Genomic DNA, 17,675 nt, shown 5'->3' on the forward strand with positions numbered 1-17,675 from the left:
CTGATACCTAACGCTAAGCTTTGAGCTTTGGGACGCAGACATGGGCTATAATCGCTGAACGGCCCAGTGTTCGCGTCCCAGCGACTGAAGGCAGTACAGATAGCGTAATGTTAGTTTGCATTGATACGGCCTTTTTCGTTTAGAATCTTGATTAATTCTTTAAAAGCGTTTGCACACCTGACGTGAGATGAGACGTTGTATTGGTTTTCATACTCACGCACGTCGAGTAGAAACAGGTGCATATTATTCCTAATATCCCAAACCCAATTTAAGTCGTCGTGCAATGATTGGGAAACAATGCCCTGATTTAAAAGATACTCAGAACGCTTTTTAAATGAGCGTTGTTTACCAACTATTCCTACTAAATAATCCGAAAGAATTCCTTCAATAAGAGCGCCACCGAGAAAAATAAACATTTTTATTAGCATGTCTTTAGCAGTAGCAGATATATCTGTTCTTACTAAAAGCCATAGAACGCTATCTGTCAGAATTAATGTATAAGAGAGGTTCGCCCTAAGTTCTTTTGACTGTACAAAGCTGAGCCGGTTCCGTTGTTCGCTTGCAGTTCTCAGGTAACCACGGGGAAACCGTACTTTAGCATCTGGGCGATTTTCACGGCCACAATAATCTTGAATTTCCTGAAGCAAAAGCCCTGCTTTCTTAACGGCAGCTGCTAATTCTTCGTCCGTTTCTATAGTCATCCTTGTTTCCTAAAAACTAACATTTAAATGATGCGGCCCCTTAGAACCGCATATTAATTTTTATCATACGAGGCCACCTCCCGCTATCCCCTGCTGAGGCTGAGATGGCATCACATCCTGCATTTTACGAACCTATTTATATTCAAAGAGCGGTTCGCAAATAAATATCTCATTATTAGCATTCTAAAGCTTTACACCGCCAAGTCATACGCTCAGGCGTACGCAAAACAGCTGAGTGTAAAATAAAACGAATAGGTGTCTTAAGGGACAAAAATGAACGGCAGCAATACGTACATGGCGGCCTTACGACTTAGGCTAAAGTTTTTATTCTCTAACTAAAAAAGCGCCTAATAAAAACGGCGCTTTTTAACACATCAATATATATATTTATTGTTCAATCGTCACTGAATGTTGCCCTGCTCCATATATACGGCTTGGTTTACCCTGCAATGAAACCTTGGCTGAGGAATTGTTCGGCACCTCGAACTGCCAATGGATAGTATTTCCATGGCGCTGCCAATTGCTCACTATTTTCCCATAGCCTGTCTTATAACTTGCTTCAACCCATTCTAGGTCTTTGGGGAACACAGGCGACAACTCAAAATGTTGATAACCTGGATTGTCGCCGAGAGGTCGAATACCGCCTAAACCCTCGTAAAACCAACCGTCATACCCACTGTGAAAAGGGTGGTTTAATGAGCGGCCCGGCGGGTTTCTACCTTCAGGGTCTTTAGTTGGATCCCATACGCCTTTACGCTCCCATAGGGTTGTTGCTTTTAGATTATCGAATTGCCACTGGTAACCTGGATAGCCCTGAGCCGTAAATATACCAAAAGCAGTATCGCCGTAACCGTAATCACTCAGTGCGCGATATACATAAGTTTGACCCAATGCGCCAATAGAGCCGTGACCATTCCAGTTTTCCACAACATCTTTATTCAGTGCTTCGGCAACAGAAGACCTTAAGTGTATAGGGGTAATACCGAATCTAAGTGCCATGGCGTCAGCGGTTTGGCTCCCATAATGCCCGGTTTCTGGGTTATAAAATTCTTTGTGATATTGCGAGGCAATCCTTTCGAATAAAGCACTATAGTGTTTAGCTTTTTCCGGCTTATTCAGAAGCGTAGACATTTTAGCCATTAGGTCGGCGCCATGTGCTAAAAAGCCAGATGTCGTCATCGTTGGTAGAGTATATTCAGGATTACAGCGTTTGCGCGTCATCCCGGGTACTCGAACTGGATCACACCAGTCACCATAGCCATCGCGCAGAAGGTTATCGGTTAGTTGTGTCTCTGCAGCGTCCATGTATTCCACCATACTCTCGTACTGTTCGGCGATTACTTGGATATCTCCATGATGGCGATAATGCTCCCAAGCAATAATAACTTCAGCTACAGCCCAGTCGTACTTTTCGCCATGTGAACGTTTGCCAGGTACGACTGCCGGTGCGATGTGACTCGATGTCTCGAAGTCACCTAAATATTTTTCCCAGAGGTTTTGCATGTCATAATTGTAGTTACCAGTAATCAGCGCTGCATGTGCATCACCTGTCCACCCAGCTCGCTCTCTTATTGGGCAATCCATCGGTAGCGCCATTAAATTTCCTTCGTAACTCCAAAGCGCCATGTCATGAATTTTGTTTAGTAAGTTACTAGAGCTTTTAAATTGCCCAGCAATTTCAACGTCGCTTCGAACTAGATGTCCGTGTACGGCATTTAATTCTGGCTCAAAGTCTATGCCAGTTAGTTCTAGATAACGAAAACCATGCCATGTGAAAATCGGACTCCAAAATTGCGCGTCTTCTCCAGAAGCTATATAGGTATCAACCTGTTTTAGAAGTGGTGCACCTCCCCCAGACTTTTGGCTTAAATTACCGTCTATGTCAGCCCATTCTCCGTAGCGCATATGGACAGCTTGCCCTGGTTTTAAATTTAGAGCTTCTAGGTTTAATGTGGGTATACCAGTGAAGTTTTGTCCGAAGTCGAAAACCCATACATTCTTTTGCGGTTGATAAAGCTTAATAGGTTCTAATTTTTTTATTGCTCTTATTGGCGGCAGAAGCTGTGGTTCCAATGATTCAGTAGGCCATTCTTCCAAGGCTTCAACCGGTTGCCAGTTAACTAGATTATTTGCAGATGTATTTACGTTCCATTCTTCAACAGCTTCATTGGCGTCGTAAAGCTCTCCAGAAAAAAGCCCTTCTTTTAAAATAGGTGAAGGGTGTGATATCCAGTTTTCATTTGACGCTACAATTTGACTGCTTCCATCTTCATAAATAAGTTCTAATTGGGCTATGAATTTCGGCTGTCCATAGGATAAGGTTTTCTGGTTTCTCTTATCCTTAGCTGCGTCAGGGTTAGACCATTTGCTAAAGGCAATGTTTTCGTCATACCAGCCGCTTCCAAGATGGACGGCGATAGTATTCTGACCGTTAAGAAGTAAATCGCGGACTTCATCAGTGTTATATAAAATACGCTTATCAAAATCAGTTTGACCCGGGTCAGCAAGTCGATCATCAACCTTCTGTCCGTTTAAGAATATTTCGTAGTACCCACCAGCTGTGCTGTGAAGTTTTGCTCCCGCGATTTTTTTGCCAGTTTCTGTTGTAAATGAGTGACGAAATAAGCTGGCAGTAGGCTGCTGTTTTAATTGTTCAACAACGCCTAGTTGTTTGTTAAAAGCGCTCTCTGTTAGTTTTTCTGTGATATTTGGATGAACATTGGCTGCATATTTAATCCAATCCATTCGATTTTTTGTTACTTGTGCGATATCACGCTTTTTGACTTGCAACCACTTTGCACGCCAGTCGGATTTGTTAAGTAAGCCCATTTCCCAAGTTGAGGGAGTGCTCCATTCGCCAGGCTGTTCGGCGCCCTTTGACCAAACTCGAACTCTCCAAACGGCTTTACTGTTTGCCTCTAGCGCCGTGCCTTGATAGGGAACGTTAACAGAAATACTAGATATGACTTTCTCGCTGTCCCAAAGATCGGGTAAACCAGAAATTAATTTGTCCCGACTAGTAGCGACTTGTATTTGGAAAGCCTCTTGTGCTTTAACATTTGCATGCCAAGATAACCTTGGAGTTTCGGTGTGAACGTTAAGCGGATGGATATTATCTTCAACCAGTAAGTTACTAGGTTTTGGCTGTTCATTGTACTGTACTTTGCTGGAACTCGATTCAGGTTCAGGAAGGGTACAAGCAACTAATATAAGTAATGAAGCGACAAAGGTAAGGTGTCTTAACATGTAATTTTGCTCTTCTCATAGCGAGTTAAAGGTTCATGATGAATAGGCAATCTTCTAGAAGATTGATACCCAAGATTTGTAGTTATTTTTCAAAGTTAGTCTTCGCAAAAGAGCACTTTCAATATGTAAGGGCTTTGACGTAACTAACTACTTGAGAGCTGCTACCAAAATTCTCTTACGGTGTCACAAGTTTTACTTAGAAAGAGTAGTAACGAGGTGCCAGCAAGCATTCACAGAAGCACCTATTTAACTAAGTTGCAGAAGCCTAATTCTTTAGGACAGGTAACTAGCCCTGCATATCTTCAAGTTCTACGCCTCTAGTCTCATAGACATATCGTATGACAAAGATAATCGACAGCAGTGAGAAAAGCGCATAAAGGCCGTAAGCACCCGCGAGCCCTATACCGGCAAGCAACATCGGGAACGACCAAGTTATTAAGAAGTTTGTTGACCACTGGACTAATCCACTCACAGCAAGACCTGAACCTCTTATCTGATTTGGAAACATTTCCCCTAACATCACCCACATCACAGGACCCCATGAGAAGTTGAAGCAGAAAACGTAAAGGTTTGCTGCAATTAAGGCTATTGGCCCCCATTCGTTCAGAGATAATTTGCCATCAGCAGATTGCTCAGCATTAAAAAAGGCAATGGCTACTATGGCAAGCGTAACTGTCATACCAATAGACCCCCACTTTAATAACGGTTTACGCCCTACTTTGTCGATCACAGTGAGGGCGACAATACATGCCGCTATGCTTATAGCCCCACTTATAACGTTTATTAGTAATGCGTCAGACTCAGAAAAGCCTACTGCTTGCCATAGTACAGCGCCATAGTAAAAAACGACGTTTATACCCACGAGCTGCTGTAGCGCAGCTAAGCCAATGCCAATCCATACTATAGATTTCAGCTTCCCTGAGCTTTTATCAATTAAATCCTTTAACTGAGGCTTATGATCGTCAGATAATGATGCCTCTATTTCCATGAGTTTATTCTGAGCGTGAGAGCCGTAAAGCTTACTTAGTACCGACCTTGCCTCCTCAGTTTTCTGCTTGACTACCAAAAAACGTGGGCTCTCAGGAATGAAAAGAAGCATTACGAAAAAAAGTGATGCTGGCACTATCTCCATCCAGAACATCCAGCGCCAAGCTTCAAAATCCAGCCAAAGCTTTTGAGTAGAGCCTGATGCGATGTCAGCAAGAAAATAATTACTAAGAAAAGCTGTGAAAAGCCCCCCTATAATCGCTATTTGCTGTATTGAGGCGAGCATACCTCTATATTTTGCTGGTGATACCTCTGCGATGTACGCGGGTGCCATTACGGAAGCGGCGCCTACAGCGAGACCTCCGATGATTCGATAAAGAACAAATTCAACACTGCTTGTTGCAACACCTGAACCCCACGCACTTATCAAAAAGAAAATCGCCGCGACGAGTAGTAGAGATTTTCGGCCGTAGTTATCAGCTAAGCGTCCAGCAAAAAAAGCGCCCACGGCACAACCTAAAAGCATACTGGATACATTGAAACCAGTGCCTACACTTTGAGAATTAAAAGCGGTTTGCAGCCCATCAACGGTGCCATTTATTACGCCACTGTCGAATCCGAAAAGAAACCCTCCTATCGTCGCTACAATAGTTATGAAGAGAATAAACCCAGTGTTTGTCGTTTTACTGGAAATATCTTTGGTTAACGTTGTGTCCATATTGTTTTCTCTATTGTTATTTTCCTAATCTAGGAGATGTTGATAACCGTGCTTTCTGATTCACTTTCTAAATAATCAGGTTGCGCTGCTTGGCGGTACTCAACAGGAGTTTGATCAAAGTGTTTACGAAAAAGCGCGTACATGTATTGAACAGAAGGATAGCCACAGCGCTTTGCTATTTCGCTACTGTGCGCGTCAGTTTCTTTTAACATTCTGCATGCTCTGTTTAATTTTTCGTTGTGTATTTCGGTGTGAATGCTATGGCCCCGCTCTTCTTTAAAACGGGCCTCTAAGTTAGACCTTGAAATGCCGACATGGTCCAGCACTTGGTCAACTTTTATACCCTTACAGGCATTCATTCTTATAAAATGCGACGCTTGCATTACAAGAGGGTCTTTAATGGCTTTAAACTCTGTTGACTGCCTTTCTGCTACGGTAACGGGAGGGACGAGTAACTGAGTGATTTTAGGTGCTTGCCCTTTCAATTGCTTGTGAAGTAGCTTCGCAGCCTGGAAGCCCATTTCGAGACAACCTTGTCTAACAGAGGACAAACTAACTCGGCTCAAAAATCGTGTGAGTTCATCGTCGTCGATCCCAATAACCGCAAATCGCTCTGGAATGAGCAGGTCCAAATGGTCACATGCTTGAAGTAGATGCCTAGCACGAGAATCAGTGACGGCTACAATGCCAGTGGGTGCTGGTAAACTTTTGAGCCAATCGGTAAGTCTTTTTTGAGAATATTGCCAAGTTTCGGCTCTCACCGCATGACCACGATAAACATAACACTCGTATCCATATTGCCTAGTTAGAGAGAGCATTGCTTGTTCGCGTTCTTGTGCCCACCGCTGCTCTTGGCTGATTGGGCTACCGTAGAAAGCAAACCTTTCAATACCTTTTTGACGTAAGTGTTCAACTGCGGCTTCTACGAGCGCAAAGTTATCCGTTGCAACATATGGAACATTGGGGTATTTGCTTTTGTCTTGATAAGAGCCCCCTACGCCAACAACTGGTACAGATGTACTTGCCAAAGCGCGCTCTATTGCAGGGTTATCGAAGTCGGCAATTATGCCGTCACCGCGCCATTCATCTAAATGCTCTAACCGAGTCAAGAAATCTTCTTCTAAATACAAATCCCAGTCTGCATCTGATGTTTGGAGGTACTGACCAATCCCCTCAATAATTTGTCTGTCGAATATCTTACTCGCATTCAGAAGTAGCGTAATACTGTGCGCTTTTTCGAACATGTTAGCTTCCTACGTATAAACAGATTACGTAACTTTTATTATGATTATTTGTTTATTGATACTAAACCAGGATGTCTTAATTAACAAAACGATTACAAAATTTCGTAATTGATATAAACGCTTTTAGTAATCAACATTCGTACATCAGCGCTTATTTTATGAGAAACGTCGATGTATATAGGAATAGATTTAGGCACCTCTGGTGTGAAAACTGTGTTAACCAACGCAGCTGGAGCGGTTGTTCAGTCAGTGAGCCGTCCCCTTGGCATATCTATGCCGCATCCTCTTTGGTCGGAGCAGGATCCTAAAGACTGGTGGCAGGCCACCTGTGACTGTCTTGATGAGTTGAGTGATAAGAACAGTTTATCTACCGTCAAAGCAATCGGCTTGAGTGGTCAAATGCATGGTGCGACGCTGTTGGATAGTAATGGGAGCGTTTTAAGACCAGCTATATTGTGGAACGACGGCCGAAGTAGCGACGAGTGCGAAGAGATAACTCGCTTAGTGCCAGACTCGTCTATCCGTACCGGAAACCTCATAATGGCAGGCTTTACTGCCCCCAAAATTCTTTGGGTAAGAAAAAATGAGCCGGAAATCTTTTCTAAAATAGACAAGGTACTGCTTCCTAAAGACTTTTTGAGGTATCAGCTAACCGGCGAGTTTGGGTCAGATATGTCTGATGCTGCGGGAACTGTTTGGATGAACACCGAGTCTCGAAGTTGGGATGAAGAACTATTAAAAGCTTGCGGCTTGAGCGTCGACAACATGCCTTCTCTTTACGAGGGCAGCAGTATTACAGGGCGTTTAAAAGACTCACTACGGACACGCTGGGGAATGCAGGATGTCGCTATTGCTGGTGGTGCCGGTGATAATGCGGCCGGTGCGATTGGGTGTGGAATTCATGAGCCTGGTCACGCAATGCTATCGCTTGGAACATCAGGTGTATATTTCGCGGTAACTGATCGATTCACCGTAAATACTGCTCAGGCTGTTCACAGTTTCTGCCATGCTATTCCTAATCGTTGGCATATGATGTCGGTTATGCTCAGCGCGGCGAGTTGCTTAGACTGGTATGCAAAGCAAAGTGGTTATGCTGATGTTGGGTCTATGATTGACGATGTACAGACAAATACAAGCCACCACGACACTCAAACACCTGTTTTCCTCCCTTATCTAACAGGCGAAAGAACACCTCATAATAACCCTTCAGCTAAGGCCGCATTTTTTGGCGTGTCGGCATCGACTGAGCGAGTTCATATGGCACGAGCTGTCATAGAAGGGGTTTCGATGGCGCTCGCAGACGGCATTGATGCGGTACATCAAAGTGGTGTCATTGCAAACTCAATAAGTCTTATAGGTGGAGGCGCTCGAAGTACTTTCTGGCGTCAGCTCCTTTGCGATATCAGCGGTTACGAACTTGAGTACAGAGAGGGCGGAGATATTGGTCCAGCTCTTGGGGCGGCTCGGCTGGCCCAACTTGCCGCCAACCCTAACGCCGACCTTTCAGAAGTATGCTTTAAGCCAAAGCTTGAAGCTACATATAGGCCGAACAAACTTATACATGATAGCTACCTTAACAAACGACAAAAGTTTAGAGAATTGTACTACGCCGTCGAAACATTTTACTCGTAATGTTGGGTTAGAGTTAAAAACTTTAAGTGACTGTTACGCATCAATATAGTGCGGACTACAAAGGAAATACTATGAGCAATTATTTTGAAAGCATTCCTTCTATACAATATGAAGGGCCAGATTCAACGAACCCACTTTCATTCAAGCACTACAACCCTAAAGAGGTGCTCGGTGGTAAAACAATGGAAGAGCACCTTCGCTTTGCTGTGTGCTACTGGCATAACTTCTGTTGGGATGGCGCAGATGTATTTGGAGGCGGCACGTTTAATAGACCTTGGCTTGCAGCGGGTGATCCCATGGAGAGAGCCAAACAAAAAGCCGATGTAGCGTTTTCATTTTTCGAAAAGTTGGGTGCGCCATTTTATTGTTTTCACGATATTGACATAGCACCAGAAGGCGATTCTATACAAGATTACATTCGCAATTTTGGGGAGATGACAGATGTCTTAGCCCGTAAGCAAGAAGAAACCGGTATGAAACTTTTGTGGGGAACCGCTAATGTATTTAGCCATCCTCGCTATATGTCTGGCGCGGCAACTAACCCAAATCCAGAAATTTTCACTCGGGCTGCTACTCAAGTTTATCATGCGATGAATGCGACCAAAGCCCTCGGCGGTGCAAACTACGTCTTGTGGGGTGGTCGTGAAGGTTATGAAACGCTTTTAAACACGGACTTGAAGCGCGAGCGTCAACAATTTGGTCGCTTTATGAATATGGTTGTTGAGCATAAGCACAAAATTGGTTTTGATGGATTATTGTTGATTGAGCCAAAGCCTCAAGAACCCACAAAGCATCAATATGATTATGATACAGCAACGGTTTATGGCTTCTTGAAGGAGTTTGGTTTAGAGAAAGAATTTGCTGTAAACATCGAAGCTAACCACGCGACTTTGTCTGGCCACTCATTCCATCATGAAGTGGCTACTGCGTTTGCGCTTGATATTTTCGGTTCAATTGATGCGAACCGCGGTGACCCGCAGCTTGGTTGGGATACCGATCAGTTTCCTAATTCAGTAGAAGAAATGACACTTATTTGTTACGAAATTCTGAAGAACGGCGGTTACACCTCGGGCGGATTTAACTTTGATACAAAATTAAGACGTCAAAGCCTCGATGCTGAAGATCTTTTCTTAGGCCATATTGGTGGTATGGACACCTGTGCGCTTGGTTTGAAGAAAGCTTACGAATTGATATCTAACGGTGTGTTAGATAGTAAAGTTAAGAGCCGCTATGCAGAATGGAACTCAGTATTCGGACGAGAAATTCTAGATGGAAATATGTCGCTAGAGTCCTTAGCTGAACTCGCGAAAGTTAAATCTTTCGATCCTAAACCAGTGTCAGGCAAGCAAGAAGGGCTAGAAAACATAGTAAATCAGGTTATCTACAAATAATGTTGTAAACCCAGCTACAAGTTAAAGAGGGCAAACACTTCCAATTAGACTCACCAGAAACGCTTTTAAAGTAATAGGTTAAGCTTGTGAGCACTTTATCAAAGCTTGCTAAGTTTTTATAAAGCTTACATAGCAAAGTTGGTAGAGTAGCGGATTGAAAATCCGCGTGTCCCTGGTCCGATCCCGGGTCGAGGCACCATCATTCAAGCCCTTGCAGATATGTGAGGGCTTTTTTGTTTTTACTGTTTGCTCGTAGGTAAACGCACCGGATACAAAATCCGCGTGTCCCTGGTTCGTTCCCGGGTCGAGGCACCATCATTTGAACCTGATACTTTATTGAAAAATATCAGATTTTTCTATTTCTGGGCCTTGTCTTTTTTAGTCACCAGACCATTGATTGTCACAAAGTGTGACGATTTTTCGTCACAACCTATTCAAAAAATTTATATAATTTAAAAACTTAGATAGCATTTATTTGAAAAATATGTCACGGTTCTTGAATAACATGCTTGAACCACGTTTTTAATTGCTCCTGGTCTGCAAAATTTCCTTCATACTTAATATCTGGTTCTAAATTTTCAGGTTGTGAGGCTTCCAACAGTGTCAATGCTCTATATGGAATGTTTACCTTCATATTGTTTTTTGTACGAATACTAATCTGGTCTGTATAGATAGTACTCATGTGTGGATGTTCACCGATGTGGATAACGTTATCTAATTCCTTCATTATTTTTAGAAAAACTACACATGCACTAGCGCACCCACCGTCTGTCAATATGTAGATTTTTTTCGCAAACTTTTTCGTTCTTACATTGTTAAAATTTGAATAAAATGTTTCCGTCGAAACTACAGGAAAAACGATGCTAGAGAGATTTTCAGCTAAAGCTTTTTTTGAAACATTTACTAAGCGTTCTAGCATAACTTGGTCATAACTAATTTGCTCTTGGCTAATAGCTATTTTCCTTAGTCTTTTATCTAAAACATCAATTAGTTCATCCGTAATACGAAATCTATTGTAAGATATTTGCTCAACAGTAGTGGAAGAATGTAGATGATTTGGAACTAATGACTCTATTATTTCAAAGACTCTAGTGCTTGATCCTCCGGTATTGAACCTCAAATCGATTACTGTTGCTTCTCTTTCTTCTATTGATTGCAGTCGGTTTAAAAATCTATCTTGAAAAATTTGCTTTTCTTTTTCATTAAAACTGAATGAGGGTATAGCTATATATATTATACCGTTGCTCTGAACATTAACTACTCGAGAATTCATATTTTCATTAATGAGAAAGCCCTTAGAATTCTCTGCGTCAAATGATGCCCATTTGATATCGTAAGAAGTGCTTTTTTTGTCTGATTCACTAGTAAAAACACAGGTCTTCCATTTTTGAGAATTCAAGAGCGGAAAAATTGATGGAAATCTCATCGAAAACAAGTTTATTACTTTTTGAGTAGAATTGACTGAATGAGTGTTATGGTTCACATAAGGTAATATAATTGACTCCCATATTGTTTTGACGCTAAGCCCATCGCAAGAGGCTAGCTTATCACCGACAGCAGGCAATTTTTTATCCCAAGATGGACTGACATACTTAACTGTATAAGTATTATCCAGTTGATAACCTGCCCACGATGGATTTTCAGGGCCTATTTGCCAAAATCTAAAGGAAAATTTGTTTGAGACAAAACACCCAATACAATACTTATAATGACCAGAGTTTACGTGTATGTCTTTAAAACCGTTAATATAATACTTTACGACAGCACTAGCGTCCTCTATGTTATCAATCTCTCCTAATTTTTTCTTAGCAAGTAAATAACCCTTTTCGTGCCAACTAGCGACCTCAATTTCCGATAGGCCAGGATGGATAAACTCAATATTCTTATAAATAACCTTGAGGTCTTCTTCCACCCTGTGTTGCCATGTGATAGCAGAGAACTCTTGAATAGTATCAAGAATTAAAGTAGCAATAATAAGCCCAAAAAAGAGAATAAATATTTTGCGCATGATAGCCAACTAATTATGTTGTTTGTAAAACACGTATTCTGTCGACTATCTTATAAATTCTAAGCTAAATCATAAGCAGATATGAAAGCTCAATATTACCCACAAAAGTAACAATTCGAATAGAAGTCACTATCGAAGAACACAATAAATAACTGGGAAATCAAGTAACGTTTGTGACGATTAACGTTACCTGTGAATCGAAAAGACCTACAATGATCACTCTACTTCGTCAATGAAGGCCTTTGTTTGAAAACCTAATTTTCACTTCTTGATTGCTTTTACAAGAAGTCTTCCCGCATTGGGCTAAACATGTCAATGAGGATCCCACCGGTTTCTGTTGTGGTGCCGTGCTCAACATGTGGATCGATCACGCAGCTATCTCCTGCCTTCAATACCTTAAGTTTACCGTCAATGACGAAATTGAATTCGCCTTCTTCGCAGTAAACAATTTGTGTATGACGATGGCTGTGCGCGTAACCTTCTGCGCCTTTTTCAAACCACACTTTCACGGCCATAGCATCGTCATTGTATGCGAGTATCTGACGCTTGATACCGCCACCCATATCTTCTACAACACCTAACTTTTCAGACATTTCAATTTTCCTTCTTAAAGTGTTTTAACAATCAATTACGTGATTTCTGCGCATCTACGGACGCTAAAACTTCTCCAGTTCTTTTCTAAAGTATGTAAATTCACCGTTGAGCCCCAGTTTTTTGGGATAAAGCCAGGCCGAGTTGTAGTACTTCATATCGACCTTCAACGCTTGGACTTCGTGTTTTTAGCAACTCAATAGCTCGTTTGGTATTACCTGCTTTGTCTAGCGCTAAGGCCAAAATATACAGATAGTTGCTGTTTGTCGGCTCGATATCGGTGGCAGTGTTAAAATGCGTTATTGCGGCATTTAAATCTTGGCTGCGTATTAAGCGCATTCCTTCTGCATAGTGCATCAACGGTGAGTGTTGATTGGCGTTTAGACCATCTTCAAGTGTTGCTGCCTCTAAAGCGCTATCTCCCAAAGAGCGATATAAATTTGCTAGGTTTATGTAATTAGGCTCAAAGAATGGGTCTCGGAATATACCTGCCTTAAGATAATATTTTGCTTTTTCAAAGTTACCTTGATTAGCTTGAATAAGACTAGCGTTTAAGTTCCCTTCACCACGCCAGAGGTTTTGTTCAGATGCTTCGTATAACTCGTCTAATACTTTTGCGGAAATAATGGCCAATTCCCCCGAAGCTATTAGCTGTTCAGCAGCCGAAACTCTAACCGCTTTATATTCATCCGCTAAAAGCGCTTTTAAAAGCTCGACGCGTCTGTGTTTATCGACAAGAAATGAAATATCGGAAAATGCTAGACGAACTAGCGGGCTCTCGTCATTGGCCAGCATTTTGGCATACTTATACGCTAGAGTTTGAACTGAAGCGGGAAGCAGTGAAACGACAGTCGCTCGTTTTATATCAGACAGTGCTTTGTTTTTTGCTAAGGAAAAGTGACTATTGAGTGTCAAGGTGTCGCCACTTAGCAATACCATATATTGCATTTCAGCAGGGTGTGAAGGCGCTGATGGGCCATGCCACTCGTCGATTTTGTCTTGCGCCCATTGCGGGCCTTTGTCTTCGTGGCAGCTGTTACAGGCGTTAGGCGTGCCAAACTTCTCAGTAAGGTGCGGTGCTGGAACCTTGAAACTATGATCTCTTCGTTTATCAATGCCCATATAGGTATTCGTAGGCATATGACAATTTACACATTGTGAGCCCTGACTATTGGGTTCGTGCTTATGATGCTCGACGTCATCATATGCTGTTGCTTTGTGGCACTGTAAACAGAGGCCATTTCCTTCAACTTTCACTTTCGCAGTATGCGGGTTGTGACAGTCGTTACAGTTCACGCCGGCCTCAAACATTTTACTTTGTAAAAACGAGCCGTAGACATACACTTCATCCTTTATCTGGCCATCAACATGATATTGCGGGGTAGTCAGCAAAGCGGGTTTAAATTGTGACAAGAAAGGTTCAGATGGTGTGATACCATCGGTGAGTGGGGTGCGAAGCGAATGGCACGCAAAACAGCGTTCCATAAAACTGTTATCACGCTTTGGACCTTCCCATGTGGCTATCTTTTTGTCTTTACCTAACAGCCAGTTGCCAATATCTTTCTGTTCGCTTTCAGAAAGAACCGAGTGAGAGGAGCCCTTACCAGTATAGTGATTATCGTCGACGTAACCATGGCAAGATTGACAAGAAACGTTTATCTCATTCCACACTGTATTGAATGTGTCTTTTTCACTGTCGTAGTTTCTTTTTAATCCTGACGAGTGACAGTCCGCACACATACCATTCCAATTCTGCAAAGGCTGGAGCCAGTGTAGCCTATCCAGCCTGCTTATTTCTTCGTCGGGATATATGGGGTACCATTTTTGACCGCCGTTCGACTTATCTCTTGAGTCCCATGCAAATGGAAAGACCTGCATTTTTCCTTGTTCAGTGTTGATAAGGTACTCCTGAAGAGGAAAGTGACCGAACACATAGCTGACTTCGTAAACCCTCGGTTCTGTTTTATCTTCTTGAAACTCTACAAAGAACTTTTTACCTTTTTTATAGAATGTGGCTTTTTGATTGAAATGTTCAAACGTAAAGTTATTAAAGTCGCCTAAAACCGTATTTTCTGAGGCGATAGCCATTGCTTTACTGTGGTCCGATTCTAGCCAATCGGTCAGCTCCTTCTCATGACAAGCACCACACTGGTGCGCCTCGTTTGCAAAAGAACTGAAGGAAATACTAATAAGAGTGAGTAAAAAGCACAGCCGTAACATTAATTAAGAAAACCAAAAGCAACAAAATACAATCATAAAATATCACGGTAGAAGTACGATCGCTAACATTCGATTAACTTTCATTCTCTTATTACGTATGTAAAGCGCGAAATGAGGTAAATTCAAAAACGAATGAGATTACGATTTAACTTAATTTGCTTATTAATGACAGATAAAGATGATATCATCAATTTGAAATTCAACTTTATTCAGGAGTAGTCATGAAGATTGCCTTAATGATGGAAAATAGCCAAGCGGCGAAGAACCCTGTAATTCTTAAAGAATTGACTTCTGTGGCCGACTCGCTAGGACATAGTGTTCATAATGTAGGTATGGAAAGTGAAACCGATCATCACTTAACTTATGTACACCTTGGGATTATGGCCGGCGCTCTTTTGAACTCTGGCGCTGTAGACTTCGTTATCGCCGGCTGCGGTACCGGGCAGGGCGCTATGATGTCTTTGAATGCGCAACCTGGTGTTTTCTGTGGTTATTGTATCGATCCTTCTGACGCCTTTTTGTTTAACCAAGTAAATAACGGTAATGCGTTAGCGCTTCCTTTTGCGAAAGGTTTTGGTTGGGGAGCTGAGCTGAACGCCCGTTATATTTTTGAAAAGGCTTTTACTGGCGAGCGCGGAGCTGGTTATCCGGTTGAAAGACGCGAGCCTCAAGTGCGTAATGCCGGTATCCTTTCAGAACTAAAAGCGGCGTTAGCATGCGACGACTATGTTGACACATTGAAAAAAATTGACCAAGAATTGGTAAAAACAGCAGTGTCTGGTGAACGCTTTCAAAAATGCTTGTTTGAAAATGGCAAAGACGAATCTATCAAGTCATATATCAAAACGCTCGTATCATAATTCACCTGTAGGCAGTGTAAGGCGTATACAATGCACCCTTACACTGTCTTTATGTTTATCCAACGGGTAGCGTACTATTTGGATACTTGATTCTTTTCTGACGAGGGCTAGCAAGAAAATACGCAATGGTCAGTGGACCCAATCGGCCAATAAACATCAGAAATATGATAACAAGGCCTCCAGCATCAGACAACTCTCCGGTTAAACCGCGTGATAATCCTACCGTACCTAAAGCCGATATAGCCTCAAAAATAATATCTATAAACGCCGCATTTTCTGTTATCGATAAAATAAATATAGAAAGCCATGCAATTACAGTGGATATTAACGTAAGCGCCAACGCTTTTCCTCTCGTTTCACTCGACAACGTGCAGCCAAATATCGCTGGAGAAGGATCGCGTCGCAGATAGCTGTAGGCCGACATAATAAGAACAATAAAGGTGACAAGCTTTATGCCACTGGCAGTACTCATAGAGCCTCCACCGATGAACATTAATAGCAACGTTAGCCAAGTAGTTGCATTTTCTAATGCACTTATATCCACAGTATTGAACCCAGCCGTGCGGGGTGTTACAGCTTGAAACCAAGATGCCCACCATTGTGAAGTGGTGTCCAAATTAGCAAGCGTATTTGGGTTGTCTTTTTCGATAGAATAAATAAGGAGTAACGCTATTGCGTTTACGATAATAGTGCTACTTATCATTAATTTACTGTAGACAGACAATTTGTGCCACGTACGCTTTTTAATAAGATCTATCCAAACTGAGAAGCCCAAACCTCCTATGATAAACAAACCGGTAATAGTGAGGTTTACTACCGGGTTACCCACATAAAATGAGAGACTATCTGAGCTTAATGCAAACCCAGCGTTGTTGAAGGCTGAGATTGTGTAAAAAAATGCGTGAAAAAGTGCCTCTGCAGGTGGTTTACTCTGAAGCCAGAATAACGCCAAGATAGTAAAGCCAATCATTTCAATGATAAACGCAAAAATTAGAACCGACCTCGCCGTAGAGGCGAGGGTGGATAAATCTGTTTGGTTAAATGCTTCTTTAATTGCCGACTGTTGCAAAAAGCTTATTCTTCCGCCAAGCGCAATTAGCGTGACTACCGCAAAGGTCATTAAACCAAGCCCACCTATTTGAATTAACAGAGCAATTACTGTAAGCCCCAAGGTGGTGAAGGCAGTCCCTGTGTCTACAACTACAAGTCCTGTCACCGTAACTGCAGATGTCGCTGTGAAAAGACTGTCTGCGAACGTGATTGATTGTGTAGTCATACCTGGTAGTAAGAGCAATAATGTTCCTAAAATTATCACAGCTAAAAAGCTCAGGGACAGTATGAGTGGTGGAGCCGCTTGGATTTTATAAGCGCTTTTTGCCTTACGTGATAAAGGGCGACGTTGCAAATTCCAGCGTGTCATTATTTTAGCCTTGGGGCAATCCGAACTAAGGCCTCTTTGGGGCCGAATAAGATTAACGTATCGCACTCGCGAACAATATAAGAAGGCGGTGGGGATTTCATAACCTCTTGCCCTCGCTTCACCATTAAACAGTGAATTGAGTTCTCGAACCCTTTTATGAGCGAGTCAATTGAGGTTGGTTGAAAAGGAGAGGGGAGGTGTATATCTACAATATAACTACCATGACCAATACTCAAATAGTCACTTACCATTGGATAGTTTAAAGCCTGTGCTACTCGTGCTCCCATCTCCTCTTCTGGGTGAATAATTCGTGTCACTCCTAGTTTAGAGAGGATAGTATGGTGGGCTGAAGTATTAGCTTTTACCCAAATATCCTTAACGCCCAGATTTTTAAGATGAAGAGTGCACAGAAGGCTGGCCTGCATATCTTCGCCTATGGCTACAAGTACGGCTTCGCTCTGACAGAGATTAAGTTCTTTCAGGGCCCTCTCATCTGTAACGTCACATATGAGTGCTTGAGTGAGCTCACCTGCGTACTGCTCGGCAAGTTTCTCATCTTTATCTATACCTGTTACGGTATGGCCCATATGTATCAGCTCGATACTGGCGGTTATGCCAAATCTTCCTAATCCAATTACCGTGAAATGTGCCATTTAT

Annotated in this window: 12 protein-coding genes and 1 tRNA gene; 4 read left to right on the forward strand and 9 right to left on the reverse strand. The window is 42.2% G+C overall.

The window, feature by feature from the left end; genetic code table 11:
• Nucleotides 1–110: 110 nt before the first annotated feature.
• The 4 genes from EYR97_RS22420 to EYR97_RS13365 all read right to left on the reverse strand — a co-directional run bounded on the left by EYR97_RS22420 (nt 111) and on the right by EYR97_RS13365 (nt 6,896).
• On the reverse strand, nt 111–701 hold the full coding sequence (locus EYR97_RS22420) for a hypothetical protein (protein ID WP_242635075.1): 591 nt from the start codon (nt 699–701) through the stop codon (nt 111–113).
• A 387-nt stretch (nt 702–1,088) separates the two neighbouring features.
• Nucleotides 1,089–3,947 carry an alpha-L-rhamnosidase gene (locus EYR97_RS13355; RefSeq protein WP_131094897.1) on the reverse strand — a complete coding sequence of 953 codons (2,859 nt, stop codon included), beginning with the start codon at nt 3,945–3,947 and terminating at the stop codon, nt 1,089–1,091.
• 286 nt (nt 3,948–4,233) lie between these two features.
• Entirely contained in the window at nt 4,234–5,652 is a 1,419-nt protein-coding gene (locus EYR97_RS13360; protein WP_131094898.1) for a sugar porter family MFS transporter, read from the reverse strand.
• A 29-nt stretch (nt 5,653–5,681) separates the two neighbouring features.
• The gene (locus tag EYR97_RS13365; protein ID WP_131094899.1) at nt 5,682–6,896 is read right to left on the reverse strand and encodes a DNA-binding transcriptional regulator; all 1,215 of its coding nucleotides are present in this window, start codon (nt 6,894–6,896) and stop codon (nt 5,682–5,684) included.
• A 171-nt stretch (nt 6,897–7,067) separates the two neighbouring features.
• Here EYR97_RS13365 and xylB point away from each other — a divergent pair, with 171 nt between their 5' ends.
• The 3 genes from xylB to EYR97_RS21900 all read left to right on the forward strand — a co-directional run bounded on the left by xylB (nt 7,068) and on the right by EYR97_RS21900 (nt 10,118).
• A complete protein-coding gene (xylB, locus tag EYR97_RS13370) occupies nt 7,068–8,528 on the forward strand; it encodes a xylulokinase (RefSeq protein WP_131094900.1) in 1,461 nt (486 codons plus the stop codon).
• A 71-nt stretch (nt 8,529–8,599) separates the two neighbouring features.
• Nucleotides 8,600–9,919, forward strand: coding sequence for a xylose isomerase (xylA, locus tag EYR97_RS13375; protein WP_131094901.1), 1,320 nt, complete (start codon nt 8,600–8,602; stop codon nt 9,917–9,919).
• A 129-nt stretch (nt 9,920–10,048) separates the two neighbouring features.
• Nucleotides 10,049–10,118, forward strand: a tRNA-Phe gene (locus EYR97_RS21900).
• A gap of 288 nt (nt 10,119–10,406) precedes the next feature.
• On the opposite strand, the gene EYR97_RS13385 is transcribed toward EYR97_RS21900, so the two are convergent.
• The 3 genes from EYR97_RS13385 to EYR97_RS13395 all read right to left on the reverse strand — a co-directional run bounded on the left by EYR97_RS13385 (nt 10,407) and on the right by EYR97_RS13395 (nt 14,606).
• Entirely contained in the window at nt 10,407–11,927 is a 1,521-nt protein-coding gene (locus tag EYR97_RS13385; RefSeq protein ID WP_131094902.1) for a S41 family peptidase, read from the reverse strand.
• 278 nt (nt 11,928–12,205) lie between these two features.
• Nucleotides 12,206–12,520, reverse strand: coding sequence for a cupin domain-containing protein (locus EYR97_RS13390; RefSeq protein WP_131094903.1), 315 nt, complete (start codon nt 12,518–12,520; stop codon nt 12,206–12,208).
• Nucleotides 12,521–12,620: 100 nt separating this feature from the next.
• Entirely contained in the window at nt 12,621–14,606 is a 1,986-nt protein-coding gene (locus tag EYR97_RS13395) for a multiheme c-type cytochrome (RefSeq protein WP_242635076.1), read from the reverse strand.
• A 353-nt stretch (nt 14,607–14,959) separates the two neighbouring features.
• Between EYR97_RS13395 and EYR97_RS13400 the strand changes: the two genes are divergently transcribed.
• On the forward strand, nt 14,960–15,598 hold the full coding sequence (locus EYR97_RS13400) for an RpiB/LacA/LacB family sugar-phosphate isomerase (RefSeq protein ID WP_131094905.1): 639 nt from the start codon (nt 14,960–14,962) through the stop codon (nt 15,596–15,598).
• Nucleotides 15,599–15,653: 55 nt separating this feature from the next.
• Here the strand turns inward: EYR97_RS13400 and EYR97_RS13405 are convergent, their stop codons facing one another.
• Both EYR97_RS13405 and EYR97_RS13410 read right to left on the reverse strand, forming a co-directional pair.
• Nucleotides 15,654–17,018, reverse strand: a complete 1,365-nt coding sequence (locus EYR97_RS13405) for a TrkH family potassium uptake protein (protein ID WP_131094906.1) — start codon at nt 17,016–17,018, stop codon at nt 15,654–15,656.
• Nucleotides 17,018–17,671, reverse strand: a complete 654-nt coding sequence (locus EYR97_RS13410; RefSeq protein WP_131094907.1) for a TrkA family potassium uptake protein — start codon at nt 17,669–17,671, stop codon at nt 17,018–17,020. The genes EYR97_RS13405 and EYR97_RS13410 overlap by 1 nt, the downstream gene beginning before the upstream one ends.
• Between the last annotated feature and the right edge of the window lie 4 nt (nt 17,672–17,675).

It is taken from the genome of Alteromonas sp. KUL42, from assembly GCF_006538325.1.
Taxonomy (GTDB): domain Bacteria; phylum Pseudomonadota; class Gammaproteobacteria; order Enterobacterales; family Alteromonadaceae; genus Alteromonas.